Origin of the sequence: Rhodovarius sp. (assembly GCF_040399605.1) — a bacterium.
GTDB lineage: Bacteria > Pseudomonadota > Alphaproteobacteria > Acetobacterales > Acetobacteraceae > Rhodovarius > Rhodovarius crocodyli_A.
Genome location: NZ_JBBARU010000005.1, coordinates 14,083 through 29,522, shown reverse-complemented (window position 1 = coordinate 29,522; position 15,440 = coordinate 14,083). Strand labels below are relative to the sequence as shown.

At 66.3% G+C, this 15,440-nt stretch carries 14 protein-coding genes and 1 tRNA gene; 8 read left to right on the top strand and 7 right to left on the bottom strand.

Annotated elements, in window-relative coordinates; genetic code table 11:
* Positions 1 to 51 precede the first annotated feature (51 nt).
* Complete coding sequence (locus ABWP84_RS02870) at positions 52 to 879, top strand: endonuclease/exonuclease/phosphatase family protein (RefSeq protein WP_353210488.1); 828 nt, start codon at positions 52 to 54, stop codon at positions 877 to 879.
* Positions 876 to 3,332, top strand: coding sequence for an ATP-dependent helicase HrpB (gene hrpB, locus ABWP84_RS02865; protein WP_353210487.1), 2,457 nt, complete (start codon positions 876 to 878; stop codon positions 3,330 to 3,332). Before ABWP84_RS02870 ends, hrpB begins: the two co-directional genes overlap by 4 nt.
* Positions 3,333 to 3,432: 100 nt before the next feature.
* On the opposite strand, the gene ABWP84_RS02860 is transcribed toward hrpB, so the two are convergent.
* Complete coding sequence (locus tag ABWP84_RS02860) at positions 3,433 to 4,149, bottom strand: methyltransferase domain-containing protein (RefSeq protein ID WP_353210486.1); 717 nt, start codon at positions 4,147 to 4,149, stop codon at positions 3,433 to 3,435.
* Between the two features lie 55 nt (positions 4,150 to 4,204).
* Between ABWP84_RS02860 and gloB the strand changes: the two genes are divergently transcribed.
* From gloB to ABWP84_RS02840, 4 genes are all read left to right on the top strand, one after another.
* The gene (gene gloB / locus ABWP84_RS02855; protein WP_353210485.1) at positions 4,205 to 4,927 is read left to right on the top strand and encodes a hydroxyacylglutathione hydrolase; all 723 of its coding nucleotides are present in this window, start codon (positions 4,205 to 4,207) and stop codon (positions 4,925 to 4,927) included.
* 72 nt (positions 4,928 to 4,999) lie between these two features.
* Positions 5,000 to 5,596 (top strand): glutathione S-transferase N-terminal domain-containing protein, encoded by a 597-nt coding sequence (locus ABWP84_RS02850; protein WP_353210484.1) that lies wholly within the window; start codon positions 5,000 to 5,002, stop codon positions 5,594 to 5,596.
* Entirely contained in the window at positions 5,589 to 6,041 is a 453-nt protein-coding gene (locus ABWP84_RS02845) for a cupin domain-containing protein (protein ID WP_353210483.1), read from the top strand. Before ABWP84_RS02850 ends, ABWP84_RS02845 begins: the two co-directional genes overlap by 8 nt.
* Positions 6,038 to 6,649, top strand: a complete 612-nt coding sequence (locus ABWP84_RS02840; protein ID WP_353210482.1) for a methyltransferase domain-containing protein — start codon at positions 6,038 to 6,040, stop codon at positions 6,647 to 6,649. Before ABWP84_RS02845 ends, ABWP84_RS02840 begins: the two co-directional genes overlap by 4 nt.
* On the opposite strand, the gene ABWP84_RS02835 is transcribed toward ABWP84_RS02840, so the two are convergent.
* The 5 genes from ABWP84_RS02835 to ABWP84_RS02815 form a co-directional block, all read right to left on the bottom strand.
* Positions 6,642 to 7,274 carry a DUF2459 domain-containing protein gene (locus ABWP84_RS02835; protein ID WP_353210481.1) on the bottom strand — a complete coding sequence of 211 codons (633 nt, stop codon included), beginning with the start codon at positions 7,272 to 7,274 and terminating at the stop codon, positions 6,642 to 6,644. The genes ABWP84_RS02840 and ABWP84_RS02835 overlap by 8 nt on opposite strands.
* Positions 7,275 to 7,356: 82 nt before the next feature.
* A complete protein-coding gene (locus ABWP84_RS02830) occupies positions 7,357 to 8,781 on the bottom strand; it encodes a DUF4214 domain-containing protein (RefSeq protein ID WP_353210480.1) in 1,425 nt (474 codons plus the stop codon).
* 72 nt (positions 8,782 to 8,853) lie between these two features.
* Positions 8,854 to 9,816: a tripartite tricarboxylate transporter substrate binding protein gene (locus ABWP84_RS02825; RefSeq protein ID WP_353210479.1), complete on the bottom strand. Its 963-nt coding sequence runs from the start codon at positions 9,814 to 9,816 to the stop codon at positions 8,854 to 8,856.
* Positions 9,817 to 9,935: 119 nt separating this feature from the next.
* A tRNA-His gene (locus ABWP84_RS02820) sits at positions 9,936 to 10,011 on the bottom strand.
* A gap of 103 nt (positions 10,012 to 10,114) precedes the next feature.
* Positions 10,115 to 11,332 carry an aminotransferase gene (locus ABWP84_RS02815; protein ID WP_353210478.1) on the bottom strand — a complete coding sequence of 406 codons (1,218 nt, stop codon included), beginning with the start codon at positions 11,330 to 11,332 and terminating at the stop codon, positions 10,115 to 10,117.
* A 261-nt stretch (positions 11,333 to 11,593) separates the two neighbouring features.
* Here ABWP84_RS02815 and ABWP84_RS02810 point away from each other — a divergent pair, with 261 nt between their 5' ends.
* Complete coding sequence (locus ABWP84_RS02810; protein ID WP_353210477.1) at positions 11,594 to 11,932, top strand: P-II family nitrogen regulator; 339 nt, start codon at positions 11,594 to 11,596, stop codon at positions 11,930 to 11,932.
* A 119-nt stretch (positions 11,933 to 12,051) separates the two neighbouring features.
* The gene (gene glnA, locus ABWP84_RS02805; protein ID WP_353210476.1) at positions 12,052 to 13,476 is read left to right on the top strand and encodes a type I glutamate--ammonia ligase; all 1,425 of its coding nucleotides are present in this window, start codon (positions 12,052 to 12,054) and stop codon (positions 13,474 to 13,476) included.
* 145 nt (positions 13,477 to 13,621) lie between these two features.
* Here glnA and ABWP84_RS02800 read toward each other — a convergent pair whose 3' ends face one another.
* A complete protein-coding gene (locus ABWP84_RS02800; protein ID WP_353210475.1) occupies positions 13,622 to 15,346 on the bottom strand; it encodes a VCBS repeat-containing protein in 1,725 nt (574 codons plus the stop codon).
* Positions 15,347 to 15,440 lie beyond the last annotated feature (94 nt).

The window sequence follows — 15,440 nt, the reverse complement described above, 5'->3', positions numbered from 1 at the left end:
ATGTCGGAGCGCGCCATTATCCACCACCATAGGCACCCCCATAGGCGCCCCATGCGGCTGACCGGTGAGGTGCAGGTGGCGCTGCGCCGGCTGGAACGCGCCCTCAGCCGCCGCGGCGGCGATGCTCCGCCGCGCCGTGCTGCGGCGAATGGCGGGCTCATCGCCGCCTCTTACAATATCCATAAATGCATCGGTGTGGATCACCGCTTTGACCCCGGCCGCATCGCCGATGTGATTGCCGAGCTTGATGCCGATATTCTGGCCTTGCAGGAGGTGGATCGCCGCTTTGGCCGGCGCACCGGGCTGCTGGATATGGCCGATATAGCGGCGCGCTGTGGCCTTACTCTTATTGCCGCACCGCAGCACAAGGGCGGGCATGGCTGGCATGGCAATGCGCTGCTGGTGCGCGGCGCCACGGCCAGCCGGGTGCGCTGCCTGTCGCTTCCGGGGGCGGAGCCGCGCGGCGCGCTGGTGGTTGATCTGAGCTTTCCCCATGGCAGGCTGCGGGTGGTGGCGGCGCATCTGGGGCTGCTGCGCCGCCACCGCCTGCTGCAGACCAGCGCCATTCTGGCGGCGGTGGCAGAGGGGCCGGCCATGCCCACCCTGCTGCTGGGCGATTTCAATGAATGGCGCGCGGGCGCGGCCTCTGCCTTGGCGGTTCTGGAGCCGCGCTTTGGTCCCTTCGGGCCGCATCGCGCCAGCTTTCCCTCCCGCCTGCCTTTTCTGGCGCTGGACCGCATTCTGGGCCAACCGCATGGGCTGGTGCGTGGCCCGCAGGTGCATGACACAGTGCTGGCGCGCGTGGCCTCTGACCATTTGCCGATCCGCGCCCGGATCGACCTCGCGGCCGCTGCGCTGGCGCCTCGGGCGGCGGCGTGACAATCCTTCCGCCATTGCCGGTGCGCGAGGCGCTGCCAGCGCTGCTGGACGCGCTGCGCGCCGGCGCCTCGGCCGTGCTGGTTGCCCCCCCAGGTGCGGGCAAAACCACCCTTGTGCCGCTGGTGCTGATGGATGAGCCCTGGGCTGCGGGGCAGAAAATTCTGCTGCTGGAGCCACGCCGCGTCGCCGCCCGCGCCGCCGCCCGCCGCATGGCCGAATTGCTGGGCGAGGCGCTGGGCGAGCGCATCGGCCTGGCCACCAGGCTGGACCGTGTGGCCGGCCCGGCCATGCGGGTGGAGGTGGTGACCGAGGGGCTGCTGGTGCGCCGCCTGCAATCCGACCCGGGGTTGGATGGCGTGGCGGCGGTGCTGTTCGACGAGGCGCATGAGCGCAATCTCGACACCGATATCGCCATCGCGCTCTGCCTTGATGTGCAGCGCAATTTGCGGCCGGAGCTGCGCCTGCTGGCAATGAGCGCCACGCTGGATGGCGCGGCCTTCGCCACCCTACTGGGCGCGCCGGTGATCGAGAGCATGGGCCGGGCCTATCCCGTTGCCATCTCCCATCGCGCGCGGGAATTGGCCGATGCGCGGGAATTGCCCGAGGCGATGGCCAATACCATCCGCGATGCGCTGCGCGCCCATCCGGGCGATGTATTGGCCTTTCTGCCGGGGTGGGGTGAGATACGCCGAACGGCCGAGCGCCTTTCGGGGCTGGATGTGGATGTGCTGCCGCTGCATGGCGAATTGCCCCCGGCGGAGCAGGACCGGGCGCTGGCACCCTCCGCCCGGCGCAAAGTTGTGTTGGCAACCTCTATTGCCGAGACATCGCTCACCGTGCCCGGGGTGCGTATCGTTATCGATGGTGGGTTTCGCCGCGCGCCGCGGCTTGATGCCAGTTCGGGGCTGAGCCGGCTGACCACCCAGCGGATCAGCCGGGCGGCGGCCGAACAGCGGGCGGGGCGCGCCGGGCGCACCGAAGCCGGTGTCGCCATCCGGCTGTGGACCGAGGCGCTGCATCGTGGCCTGCCATTGCAGGACAGGCCGGAGATTTTGGAGGCCGAGCTGGCCTCCTTCGCGCTGGACTGCGCGGCCTGGGGGGCGGCGCCGGCCTCGCTCGCGCTGCTCGATGCGCCGCCCGCCGGCGCGCTCGCGGCCGCCCATGCCCTGCTGCGCGCGCTGGACGCGCTGGATAGCGACAACCGCATCACCGAGACCGGCCGGCGCATGGCGCGGCTTGGCACCCATCCCCGCTTTGCGAGGATGATGCTGGCCGCGCGCGATGCGGGCGAGCAGGCCCTCGCCGCCGATCTCGCCGCCCTGCTGGAAGAGCGCGACCCTATCCGCGACCGCGAGGCGCCGGCCGATATCAATCTCCGCCTGGGCCTGCTGCATGGCGCCGACCATGCGCAGGCCGACCGGCCGACGGTGGCGCGCATCGCCCGCAGCGCCGCGCAGCATCGCCGCCGGCTGGGGTTGAGCGCCAAATCCCTCCCCGGCGGTGATGCAGGCCCCCTGCTGGCGGCGGGTTTTCCTGACCGCATCGCCGCCCGGCGCGGCGCGCTGGAGGGTGCCTTCCGCCTGGCCGGGCTGGAGGGGGCGGGGCCGGGTGCGCGCACCGCCGCCACCGACCCGCTGCGCCGCGCGCCGCTGCTGGCGGTGGCGCAACTCGACCTCATCGGCACCGAGGCGCGCATCCGCATGGCAGCGCCGCTGGAGCTGGCGCTGCTGGAGGCGCGCTTCCCGGACCGGATGCGCTGGGTGGAGGGTGCTGTGTTCGATGCCCGCACCGGCACCGTCACCGCCCGGCGGCGCAAAATGTTCGGCCCGCTGATTCTGGAAGAGGCCGCGCCGCAAAACCCTGATCCTGAGGCGCTGGCCCAGGCGCTGGCTCAGGCCGCCGCCGAGCGCGATTGGCGCGACCTGGACTGGACGGAGGCGGCGAAACAGGCGCAGGCGCGCATCGGCTGGATGCGCCGCTCCGACCCGAGCTGGCCCGATGCCACGCTCACCACCATTGCTTTGGCAACCCAACTCTATGGCCGCAGCAAGCTTTCGGAACTGCGCGCGATCGACACCCACGCGCTCATCATGGGGCTGCTGACGCATGAGCAGCGCCGCGCGCTGGAGGCCGCCCTGCCCGCACGGCTGCCCTTGCCCAAGGGCCGCAGCGCGGCGGTGGATTACACCGCAGAGGTGCCCCGGTTCGAGGCACGGGCGCAGCACCTCTATGGCGTTACCACCACGCCGCGCCTGGCGGGGGGCGCTCTGCCGCTGCATATCGCCCTGCTCTCACCCGCCGGGCGGCCCATTGCGATCACCGCTGATCTGGCCGGGTTCTGGGCCGGCGGTTGGCGCGATGCGCGCAAAGATATGCGCGGGCGCTACCCCAAGCATGACTGGCCGGAGAACCCAGCCATGGCGGAGGCGCCGGCGGAGCGGGTGCGCGGTTAGAGCATTTTCAAGCCTTGCGGCTTCCCAAGGCGACTCGGAAAATTCGGGAAAACAGAATCCTAGAGCCGTTTCGGCGTCTTCGCTTGCGGTAAAATGGCTCCTAGAGTTGTTTCACCACCCCATGCAGCGGAGGCATCCGCACCATGCGCGACGCCCCCTCGCCCAGCGGCACAGCGCCCAGCACGTCCTTCACCGCCTCGGCCATCACCACGCCCGATAGGCGCGGCAGGGCCACGCGGCCCATACCCTCCCAAAGGCCAGCGCCAGTCAGCGCCCAGCGCCAGGGCAGCGGTGGCGCGAAGAGTGCTGGGCGCATCTGCGCCACGCGGAATAGCCGCCCCTCCAGCAGCCGCCACAACTGCCCGCGCGACCAGGGGCGGCCCTGGCCGAAGGGCGTATGGTCGAAGAGCGACCAGGCGCCGAGGCGATTGGGCACGACCACGATCAACCTTCCATCATCGCGCAGCACCCGCCAGCATTCGCGCAGCAGCGCCTCGGGCGCCTGCACCATCTCCAGCGCATGCACCAGGATAATGCGATCCATCGAAAGATCGGGCAGCGGCAGCAGCGCCTCGGGCATCACCGCGGCCGGGGGCGGCGGCGCGGGGCTGGCAATGGGTGCCGGCACCAGGGCCAGGCTGCGCGTCACCTGCCCCGACCACAGCGGCAGATAGGGTATGGCCCAGCCCAGGCCCAGCAGATTCATACCATGCAAATGCGGCCATATCCCGCGCAGCCCCTGCCGCAGCATGCGCTGTGCGACAAGGCCAGGAGCGCTGGCATAGAATGCTTCAAGACCGTGGACCTCGTGCCTCATCAGGAGGATATAGGGGCTGACCCGCGGCTGCGGGAGTGATCCATCGGAGACGCGCATGACCATCGCCATCAAGGCCATTCCTTGCCTCAGTGACAATTACGCCTGGTGGCTGCGTGACCCCGCGACCGGCCAGACCGCGGTGGTTGATCCCGGCGAGGCCCGGCCGATATCGGCCATGATCCGCGCCGAGGGCACTGGCCTCGACTGGATTTTGCTCACCCACCATCATGGTGACCATGTGGCCGGCGTGGTGGCACTGGCGGCCGAATTTGGTGCCAGGGTGGCCGGTGCCGCGGCGGATGCGCATCGCCTGCCCGCGCTCGATGAGGCGCTGCGCCCGGGCGACAGCTTCACCCTCGGCCAATCCGCCGCCCTGGTGCTGGACAGCCCGGGCCATACGCTGGGCCATATCGCTTTTTCCTTCCCCGAGGCGGTGTTTTGCGGCGATACCTTGTTCTCTGCCGGCTGCGGCAGGCTACTGGAGGGGACGGCTGCGGATATGTTCGCATCCCTCGCCACCCTGGCCGCACTGCCTGATTACACCCTTGTGTGCTGCGGCCATGAATACACCGAGAGCAATATCCGCTTCGCCCTCACCGTGGAGCCGGATAATGCGGCGCTGCGCGACTGGGCGGAGAAAGCCCATGCCATGCGCGAGGCCGGCGCACCCACCCTGCCCACCACCTTGGGTTTGGAGCGCGCGGTCAATCCCTTCCTGCGGGCGAAAACCGTGGAGGATCTGGCGCGCATCCGCGCCGCCAAGGACAGCTTTCGCTGATGCAGCCGGGGCTGGATTGAAGCAGGCGCCCTGGCGCGGCATGGTGGTGCCGTTCAACGCCAGGAAAATCCGATGAAACTGCATCACAGCCCAGCCAGCCCCTATGTCCGCAAGGTGATGGCCTGCGCCATCATCCGTGGGCTCGATGGGCGCATCGAACAGATTCGCTCCAACCCCCATCTCAGCCCGGCCGAATTGCTGGCCGACAACCCGCTCAGCCGCATCCCCGCTTTGGTGACCGATAGCGGCGACACGCTGTATGACAGCCCGGTCATCGTCGAATATCTCGATACGCTGGGCGATGCGGCACCGATGGTGCCCCCGGCCGGGCCGGCGCGCATTGCCGCGCTGAAGCTCCAGGCGCTGGGTGATGGCATTATGGATGCCGCCATTGCGCGCCGCATGCAGCTTGCCTTGCCGCAGGATGAGGGCCGCGTGGCCTTCACCTCCCGCCAGGCCGGCGTTGTTGAGCGCGCGCTGGCGGTGCTGGAGAATACTGATCTCTCCGGGGAGATGGATGTGGGCCGCATCACCATTGCCTGCGCGCTGGGCTATCTCGATTTCCGCTTCCCCCATGAGCCCTGGAAGGCGGCGCATCCCAAGCTCGCAGCCTGGTACGCCACGGCGCTGAGCAATCCGGGCCTGGCCGGGACCATGCCGGTTGGCTGAAACGGCTGAAAGCCTGATCACCCGCCTCGGGCTGCAGCCGCATCCCGAGGGCGGGTTTTTCCGTGAGACATGGCGCGACCGGCCAGCAGATGGCGGCCGCGGTGTGGGCACGGCCATTCTTTTTCTGCTGCGCGCGGGGGAGGCCTCGCACTGGCATCGGGTGGATGCGGTGGAGTGCTGGCATTGGCATGCCGGGCTGCCCTTGCGGCTGCGGCTGGCAGCGCCGGGCGGTGCGGCCTCCGAGGTGATATTGGGGGTGGATTTCGCCGCCGGGCAGTCGCCTTTCGCCCTGGTGCCCAAGGGCTGGTGGCAGGCGGCAGCGCCCATGGGCGGCCTGGGCGCCGATTACTCCCTGGTGGGCTGCACCGTCTCGCCCGCCTTTGAATTTGCCGGCTTCGAGATGGCGCCACCGGGTTGGGAACCCCAGGCGGGAGGGCAGGCATGAGCGACAGCAACGCCTGGAATGCCCGCTATGGCGAAACCCCCGGCATGTTCGGCGAGGCGGCGAATGAGTTCCTTATGGAACAGGCGCATCGGCTGCGCCCTGGCATGGCGGCGCTGGCGCTGGGCGATGGCGAGGGGCGCAATGGCGTTTGGCTTGCCGGCCAGGGGCTGGATGTCACCGCGCTGGACTGGTCGGCCACCGGCATGGCGCGCGCCGCTGCCCTGGCCGCCGCGCGCGGTGTGGCGCTGCGCGCCGTGGTGGCGGATGCAACCATCTGGGACTGGCCGCTCGGGCAATTTGACCTGGTGGCGTGGATTTTTGTGCATTTGCCACCGGCGGACCGTGCGGCTGTCTCGGCTGGGTTGCGGCATGCGCTGAAGCCGGGCGGGTTGCTGGTGCTGGAATGCTTCTCCCCGGCGCAGGAGGGCAGGCGTTCGGGCGGGCCGCGCATGGCGGAACTGCTCTTCACCCGGGCGATTGTGGAGCAGGAATTCGCCGGTTTCGAGGTGCTGGTGCTGCTGGAAGGCGCGGTCAGGCTCGATGAGGGCCCCAAGCATCAGGGCCTGGCTGAGGTGGTGCGCGCGGTGCTGCGCAAGCCGGCTATCTGAGGGCGAGGAGAGGCCCGCGCGGCCTGTGGCAGGCGCCGGGCACCCTGCGGGCCTGGGACATCAGCACCTCCCCGGTCTGTCCCGGCAGGACCAGAAAGGGCAGCCCCGCCCGGGCCAGCGCATCGGCCAGCCAGGTGTTGCAATTATAGGCGAGGGTATAGAGATAGGCGGCTGGGTGGAAGCTGCGGCCCGCACGGGCGCCATCGGCGACCTCCTGCTCATCGGCGGCCATGGCCTCGCGCAGGAAGGCCAGCAGCGGTGCCCGGCCGGCCTCGGGCAGATGCAGCCGCACCGCCTCATCTGGCACGGCGGTGATGCTGGTGATCTCAACCACCGCCGGGCCCGGCAGGGGGGAGGCCAGGATGGCCAGAATGCTGGGCTCATCCACCCCCACCACACCCTGCTTGCCGAAGCCGAAAGCGATGGTGGTGGCCGCGGGGTGGCGCTGGGCGATAGCGGGCAGGCCCTGCTCAACCAGGGTGCGGGGCAGCATCAATTCGGTGTGGATGCCACGCTGGATGAGGGCGATGGGCTCTCCCTCCTCGCCGCAGATGGGCGGGATGGGTGCCGCGCAGCCGCCGACCAGCAGCGCCAGCAGCATGAGAGTATGGCGAAGAGGGCTCATTGGTTCAATCATCATGCTGGGGCGCCATCCGTCCAGCAATTGGCGAATCATCCCGGAAAGTCAACGCGGTGCGGTGAGGCCATCACGCAAAGACGACACCCTCGCCATGATGCGCCCACATGCCGGCCCGGGCCTCGGCCAGCAGCGCCTCGGGGCTTGCCCAGGGCGATGGCCCATGCAGCGCGGCCTCGGCGCTATAGAGGAAGCCGGCCGAGAGCGCGATGTCGGACAGCCCGGCATCGCAATCCGCCATCCAGGATTGATAGCCGGTCGGGTCCGGGTTGCGGCCCAGGCAGACGGCGTAGAGTTGCGCCACCAATAGGCCTTCCACATCGGGCAGCCACAGGCCTTGGGCGAACAAGGCGGTGGTATCGGCCCGGCTGGCCAGCCCGGCCAGGGCATCAGCGTCGAGCAAGGCGGGTGGCGTCTCGCCGCGCAGTTGGAAGCGGGCGCCAAGACCGGGGCCGGCCTGGAATTCGGCACTGTCCAGGAAACCCTGGGCGATGCTGCCCAGGCTTGCACCGCCCTGCATGGTGTTCCACCAGAAGGCTAGGCCGCCGGGATCAGGCGCACGGCCCAGCGCGGCGGCATAAAGCCCGACCAATGAGGCCAGCCCGTCCGGCGCCTGGAGATAGGTGGTGCCATCGAGGCTGCGCAGCGCCTCGATATCGGAAAACCTGTCCCGCCCCTCGGCGCTTTCCACCGCACCGGCGGGGTTGAAAGCCATGGCGGCGCGGGTGACGCCCAGGGCCAGGGTATCAAAGCCCGCGCCACCCTCCACCACATCATCGCCCAGGCCGGGGGTGAGCAGGTCATTGCCCGCAGCGCCGCGCAGCATGTCGGTGCCGGCGCCGCCGAACAAGGCGTCGCGATGGGCAGTGCCGGTCATCACATCATCGCCGGGGGTGCCCTCGCCGCGCACCGCGCCCAGGGAGGCATCCCACGACCAGCGCAGCGTCTCGGCTTCCTGGGTGCCATAGAGGCTTTGGATCGCCGCGCGATCCCAGGCGAGGGGAGCATTGACCGGCTGGGTCTGGCCCAGCGTCGCCACCATGACGGTGTTCTGGGCGGCACCGGGGATGGTGGCATCGGGATGGGCGAGGCCCAGCCCATGGCCGATCTCGTGCAGCAGGGTCTGGTAGCCGATGCGGGTGGCGCTGGGGGCCAGGGAGTCGGTGCGGAAGAGGGCGATGTTCAGCGCCACATCGCCATCGGGCGGCAGCTCCGCCTGGCCGAGGATGGCGACTGAATTCATCGCCTCCAGCCGGAAGCGTAGGTCGATGCCGGCGCCGCCGGGCGTATCGGGAAGTTCAACGAAGGACAGGCCCGAGATTCTGTCCCAGGCGGCGAGCGCGCTGCGGGCGGAGGCCTGCTGCTGCGCCGAGAAGGGCGCGAAGCCGGCCGGGCCATCGGCGGCGAAGCTGTAGGTCACGACAGCGGGCTTGCCCGCCAGATCGTTCCAGCTGGTGAAATGGGAGAGGAGGGTGGTGAATGCATCGGCGGGCATGAACCAAGGATTAATTGCAACCCAAGGTTGAGTCAATATATTTTTTAGATCGCGTTAAGGTTTCATGCCGATTTACTCGGGTTGGAAATTCGCCAGCCGCAACAAGGCCTCCGAGCGGGCAAAATCCGCCTGAATAAAGCGGGTGAATTCCGCCGCCGGCTCAGCCGCTGGCTCCACGCCCATATTATTCACCCGCGGCGCGATATCGGCATCGAACATACCGGTGCTGAGCACCTGGCCGATGCGGGCGGCGACCTCGGCGGGCAGGCCCCGCGGGCCCCAAAGCCCCCACCAGGATTGGATATCAAGGCTGGGGAAACCCTGTTCGGCGGCGGTGGCAAGCTCGGGTGCCGCGGCATTGCGGGCGGCGGCGGTGATGGCCATGCCCCGCAGCGTGCCCGCCCGCAGCGGGGGCAGCGTGGCCAGAATCGGGTCGATCATCATGGCGGTGTTGTTGGCGATCACATCGGTCAGCGCCGGTGCGGTGCCGCGATAGGGGATGATGGGGATATCCGCGCCGATCAGGCGGATCAACTCGATGGTGGCGATATGGCCGGCGGAGCCCAGGCTGGAGGTGGCGATGTTCCAGGCGCGCGGATTGGCCCGCACGGCGGCGACGAGCTCGGCCAGATTGGCTGGGCCGCGCGTGGGGTTCATCACCAGGAGCAACGGCCCGCGCCCCACCCGCATGATGGGCGTGAGGTCCACCAGCGGATCATAGCCCGGGTTGCGCATCACCAGCCGCGCCATGGCCTGGATCGAGGCCGAGAAGCACAGCGTATAGCCATCCGGCGCTGCATTCGCCACCGCCTGGCCGCCCACCGCGCCATTGGCGCCGGCGCGGTTCTCGACAATGAAGCTCTGGCCCAGTTTCTCGGACAATTTGCCGGCGGTGACGCGGGCCATGCCATCGGTCGAGCCGCCTGGTGTGAAGGGCACGATCACCCGCACCGGGCCGCGCGACGGCCAGGGCGGCGTTTGCGCCGCGGCGGGGGCGGCGAGGGCGGCAGCCTGCAGGATTGTGCGCCTGAGCATGACAATGGGTCCCGGATACTCCCGGGATAGAAGGACAATTCATGGCCATTGCGCAAGTTTTTTCGGCAGAGCGAAAATTGGCGCCAAGGCCCGGCGCATTATACACATACAGATAAACATGGGGCGATCGACGGGGCTCGAACCCGCGACATCCAAGACCACAACCTGGCGCTCTACCAGCTGAGCTACGACCGCCGCACGCAGAATGCTTTACGGGCAGGCGGGCGCGCTGGTCAACCGCCCCGCAGAAAATGCCTGGGCGATCGCCGCCAGGCGCGCCCCTGCGGGGCGGCGGTGTTTACCGGCCGGCGCGCGCCTGCAGCCAGGCCTCGATCCGCAGCAATGCCTCGGCCAGCAGCGCCTCATTCTTGCAGAAGGCAAAGCGCACATAATGCGCCGGTGCGCCGGATGCGGCATAAAATGCGGTATTGGGAATGGCGGTCACCCGCGCCTCTTCGGTCAGCACCCGGCAAAAGGCCACATCATCCTCCATCCAGCCCAGCGGGCGGATATCAGTGGTGATGAAGTAGCTGCCACGGCTCTCCAGCACGCCAAAGCCCAAGCGGGCCAGGCCCGCCCCCAGCAGGTCCCGCTTGGCTTGCAGGCTGGCCGAGAGGTTGGCGAAATAGGCGTCATCCTTCAGCAGCCCAACCGCCACGCCGCGCTGCAAATTGGGCGCTGTGGTGAAGGTGAGGTTCTGGTGCGCCTTGGCCACATTGGGCTGCAAGGAACGATCACAGGTGACATAGCCCACCTTCCAGCCGGTCAGGTTGAAGGTTTTACCGGCCGAGCCGATTCGCATGCAGCGTTCCCGCATGCCGGGCAGCGTCATCAGCGGGATATGCTTCCAGCCATCAAAGGTCAGATGCTCATAAACCTCATCACAAATCGCATAGGTGTCATGGCGCTGGACGAGTTCGGCGATGAAGGCGAGGTCGTCGGGGGTGAAGACCTTGCCCGTGGGGTTCATCGGCGTGTTGAACAGGACGGCCTTGGTGCGCGCGGTGAAGGCGGCGGCCAGTTCGGCGCGCGGTAAATCCCAGCCCGGCGGGCTGAGGCGCACCAGCTTGGGAATGCCGCCCAGCAATTTCACCGTGGGCACATAGGTGTCGTAAAGCGGTTCGAGCAGCACGACCTCATCGCCGGGATTGATCACCGCCATGAGGCAGGCGGTGATCGCCTCGGTCGCGCCGGAGGTCACCACCACCTCGGCATTGGGGTCGATATCAATGCCGTAGAAGCGCTTATTATGGGCGGCGACGGCGCTGCGTAGCTCGGGCACGCCGGTCAAGGGCGGGTATTGGTTGCGGCCATCCTTAAGGGCTGCGGCTGCGGCCTCGATCACATCTTCGGGACCATCATAATCGGGAAAGCCCTGGCCGAGATTGATCGCGCCATGCTGATTGGCCAGTGCCGACATCACGGTGAAAATGGTGGTGCCGGTGGCGCTCAGCAATTCATTCTGCGGGCGGCCAGGGCGGCTGGTGTTCTGGGCAGGCAGCACGGCTTGGGACATGGCGGCGGATCCGTCGATGAGATAGGGGTTGGAGTGGTTGTATGGTTGCCTGCCCCGCTCGTGCAAGGCCATGGAAATGCCCCGCCATTGGGCGGATTGCCCGCCCGGCGGGCGAAAACCTACATCATTGTGCCATTGTATGGCTCTGGAAGGATTGTGGCGAGCCGCCAAGCCGTGGCATTAGGCCCCTCTGGGTTGGCATGTGTCGCCCAGGGCCAATGCCGGGAACGCCCAAGGGGCGCACAAAGCAGATTGGATGCGATGAAAAAGATCGAGGCGATCATCAAGCCCTTCAAGCTCGACGAGGTGAAGGACGCCCTGCATGAGATCGGCCTGCAGGGCCTTACCGTGCTCGAGGCCAAGGGCTTCGGGCGCCAGAAAGGCCACACCGAACTCTACCGCGGCGCTGAATACGTGGTCGACTTCCTGCCCAAGGTGAAGATCGAGGTGGTGTGCGACGATGCGCTGCTCGACCGCGCCATTGAGGCCATCATGGCCGCCGCCCGCACCGGGCGGATCGGCGATGGCAAGATTTTCGTCAGTGACATCCAAGATGTCATTCGCATCCGCACCGGCGAACGCGGCGAGGACGCCGTCTAGCCGGCACAAGGTTTCGCCGTGCAGCGCCTGGGCAGAGCGTCCCGGGGCGGCAGCGCGGTGGCGGTGGAGCCATCTCCGCCGGAATTTCCAACCGGGACGCTGATTGAAGGAACCCATTCATGGCGAAGAAGCCTAACGACGCTGTCGCGAAAGTGTTTGAGATGGTGAAGGAGAACAGCGTTGAATACGTTGATTTCCGTTTCACCGATCCTCGTGGCAAGTGGCATCACACCGCCCAGCATATCTCCACCCTCGAGCCCGACACCTTCGCCGAAGGTATCATGTTCGACGGCTCCTCGATCGCCGGCTGGAAGGCGATCAACGAGTCCGACATGATCCTGATGCCCGATGCGACGACCGCGGTGATGGATCCCTTCTCGGCCAAGCCGCAGATGATCCTGTTCTGCGACATCTTCGAGCCCTCGACCGGCCAGCGCTACAACCGTGACCCGCGCGGCACGGCCAAGAAGGCCGAGGAATATCTGAAGTCCACCGGGATTGGCGACACCGCCTTCTTCGGCCCCGAAGCTGAGTTCTTCATCTTCGACAGCGTGAAGTTCGGCACCGGCGGCACCTATGGCATCTATGAGCTCGACAGCATCGAGGGCCCTAAGGCCAGCCTGAAGGACTACCCGGAAGGCAATATGGGCCACCGCCCCGTGGTCAAGGGCGGCTATTTCCCCGTCGCCCCCGTCGATAGCGAGCAGGATCTGCGCGCCGAGATGCTGAGCACCATGGGCGAGATGGGCCTGGCGATCGAAAAGCACCACCATGAGGTGGCGCAGAGCCAGCATGAACTCGGCACCAAGTTCGGCCCGATGGTCATGCAGGCCGACCACATGCAGATTTACAAGTACTGCGTGCACAATGTGGCCCATAGCTACGGCAAGACCGCCACCTTCATGCCCAAGCCCGTCTATGGCGATAATGGCTCGGGCATGCATGTCCACCAGTCGATCTGGAAGGCCGGCAAGCCGATGTTCGCCGGCAATGCCTATGCCGATCTGTCGGAAATGGCGCTGTACTATATCGGTGGCATCATCAAGCACGCGAAGTCGCTGAACGCATTCACCAATGCGTCCACCAACAGCTACAAGCGGCTGATCCCGGGCTTTGAGGCGCCTGTGCTGCTGGCCTATTCGGCCCGCAACCGCTCCGCCTCCTGCCGTATCCCCTACGCGACGAGCCCGAAAGCCAAGCGCGTGGAGGTTCGCTTCCCCGACCCGACGGCGAACCCTTACCTCGCCTTCGCCGCCATGCTGATGGCCGGCCTCGACGGCATCAAGAACAAGATCCACCCGGGCGATGCCATGGACAAGGATCTCTACGACCTGCCGCCCGAGGAGCTGAAGGGCATTCCGACCGTGTGCGGTTCGCTGCGCGAAGCCCTGGGCGCGCTGGCCGCCGATCATGACTACCTGCTGGCCGGTGACGTGTTCAGCAAGGACCAGATCGAGAGCTACATCGAACTGAAGTGGACGGAAGTGTACAAGTTCGAACACACCCCGCACCCGGTTGAGTTCGAGATGTACTACTCGGTCTAAGCCTGTGTATGTCGAGCATCTTCATCCGCTCAAACGATGCCGTTTGAACGGATAATGCTCTAAGATCGTTGATTCTGGCGGCAGGGAACAATGTGCTCCCAGCCGCCGGTAGGATAAGGCTTTCGCCTGGGCCTTTAGCGCATTGTCAGGTGAACCACAGCAGACCGGTAAACTCCAAGGGCTTAGGCAAAGCATCCTGGCTGGCCATTCCGGCCCAGGTGACGCTGGTTTCAATATCACCATTGCCATCGAGATCGGCATGCAGGGTCAGTCCCCTGAAGCCATCCGCTCCCGCATTGGGTACCCAAGTCAGGCGACTGACGCCCGGCAGGTAGCCGAAAAGGCTCAGTTGCTCGCCCTGCTGCCAGTCGGCGATTGTGCTCCAGCTGCGTTTAAGGGGCCGGCCATCCAGAAAGAACGTGTCCCTATCCGCCCCGCCGGTCAGGAAATTGGAACCCGTGCCACCATCCAGCACATCGGCCCCACCGCCGCCCTGCGCTGCATCATCGCCACCCGCCAAATTGATAAAATCCGCGCCATCCGTTCCAGCCAGGGCTTCAGCCGCATCCGAGCCGATGAACTGATAGCGCAGGCCGACCACCGGCCCGCGATAGACTTCCGCCATGATGTTTGAGGCGCTCCCTCCCCTCGTCATCGCCATGACGCCCCCGCTCCAGGGCGCGAAGTCATTCGCCAGCACCCGAAGCTCATTGCCTATGACGGCCAGGAATTCGGGTAGCCCGTCGCCATTCATATCTGCCGCGGTGATGCTGAGGTAATCTAAGGCTGGCGCGGGGCTGAAACGTCCAAAACCGTCATTGATCTCCACTGTGGCAGCACCGGTTGACGGATAGGTCCGGAATACGATCAGGTCCTTGTCGCCATCGGCATCGATATCGATGTCCTGGATGAATTTCGGCCAACTGCCAGAGGAGTTGGCGATGGGCGTCATGGATTGCGGAAGCCTTTGCGCAGTCTCATCGACAAAGCGACCATTGCCGTTATTGACCAAAAACTGCAGATAGCTGGCATTGTAGAAATCCTCGCCTTCGGTGCCGCCATTGGTGACCGCCAGAATCAGATCCTGCAGATTGTCACCATTCAGATCGAAAGGCGTTGCCTGCAGGATGACGGCCTTGGGGATGCCTGACCCAGGCAGGTCCCAAGGGGCTGCATTGGCAAATGAGCCAGCGCCGTTATTGGCGAAGATCTGGCTTGGCAGTGGCGAGACGTTCCAGCTCCCCACCATCAGGTCCAGATCGCTATCGCCATCGGCATCGAACAATGCTCCCCAGGTCGATCCCGCGCGCATGGTGATGCTCTGGTAATAGGCGGGCGCCAGATCGGGCCGATCATCCATCGTGCCCGCTCCGTCATTAACCAGAATTTGGACGGCATGACCGGAGGCATCATTGAGGTTGAACAGCACCGCATCCAGGTCACCGTCGCGATCAATGTCGCCAACAGCACCGCCATGGGTGAAGCGCTGGCCATCGGCGAGGTTCGTATCCGCGAGGTGGAGGCCCTTTGGCCCACTGAGGATGAGCTGGCTGAAACCGCCAGGGAAAGGCGGTTTATCGTAGCCATGATCCAGCAGAAGGACATCTGGGCGGCCATCATTGTTGAAATCGGCGGTCCGCGCGCGCTGTGGGTTGACCGCCATCGGCGCCGAACCGTTAAAGACGGCGGCGCCATCTGCCAGGCCACCTTTTCCGTCGCCAATATACAGTTTCAGCGGCACCGGGGCGTCACCCCAGCCGATGGTCACCGGGAAAAGAGCGTCTATATGCCCGTCAGAATTAAAGTCTTTTGCAATTATTTGATTGGGATTTGCCTCAATGGCAAGGCGGGAGATCACACGATCGAACATGGCAGGATCCGAAATTCCTAGGCTCGTCCATAACTTGGTCTCGGTGGAGGGAATAGGGCAACCGCAGAAGCAGATTGCGCCCTTGTCTGTTTGG

Bases quoted from the DNA above. Each gene is read 5' to 3' on its own strand.
- ABWP84_RS02870 (WP_353210488.1), top strand. From the start codon at position 52: ATGCGGCTGACCGGTGAGGTGCAGGTGGCGCTGCGCCGGCTGGAACGC.
- ABWP84_RS02860 (WP_353210486.1), bottom strand. From the start codon at position 4,149: ATGAGGCACGAGGTCCACGGTCTTGAAGCATTCTATGCCAGCGCTCCT.
- gloB (WP_353210485.1), top strand. From the start codon at position 4,205: ATGACCATCGCCATCAAGGCCATTCCTTGCCTCAGTGACAATTACGCC.
- ABWP84_RS02850 (WP_353210484.1), top strand. From the start codon at position 5,000: ATGAAACTGCATCACAGCCCAGCCAGCCCCTATGTCCGCAAGGTGATG.
- ABWP84_RS02840 (WP_353210482.1), top strand. From the start codon at position 6,038: ATGAGCGACAGCAACGCCTGGAATGCCCGCTATGGCGAAACCCCCGGC.
- ABWP84_RS02835 (WP_353210481.1), bottom strand. From the start codon at position 7,274: ATGAGCCCTCTTCGCCATACTCTCATGCTGCTGGCGCTGCTGGTCGGC.
- ABWP84_RS02830 (WP_353210480.1), bottom strand. From the start codon at position 8,781: ATGCCCGCCGATGCATTCACCACCCTCCTCTCCCATTTCACCAGCTGG.
- ABWP84_RS02825 (WP_353210479.1), bottom strand. From the start codon at position 9,816: ATGCTCAGGCGCACAATCCTGCAGGCTGCCGCCCTCGCCGCCCCCGCC.
- ABWP84_RS02815 (WP_353210478.1), bottom strand. From the start codon at position 11,332: ATGTCCCAAGCCGTGCTGCCTGCCCAGAACACCAGCCGCCCTGGCCGC.
- ABWP84_RS02810 (WP_353210477.1), top strand. From the start codon at position 11,594: ATGAAAAAGATCGAGGCGATCATCAAGCCCTTCAAGCTCGACGAGGTG.
- glnA (WP_353210476.1), top strand. From the start codon at position 12,052: ATGGCGAAGAAGCCTAACGACGCTGTCGCGAAAGTGTTTGAGATGGTG.
- ABWP84_RS02800 (WP_353210475.1), bottom strand. From the start codon at position 15,346: ATGTTCGATCGTGTGATCTCCCGCCTTGCCATTGAGGCAAATCCCAAT.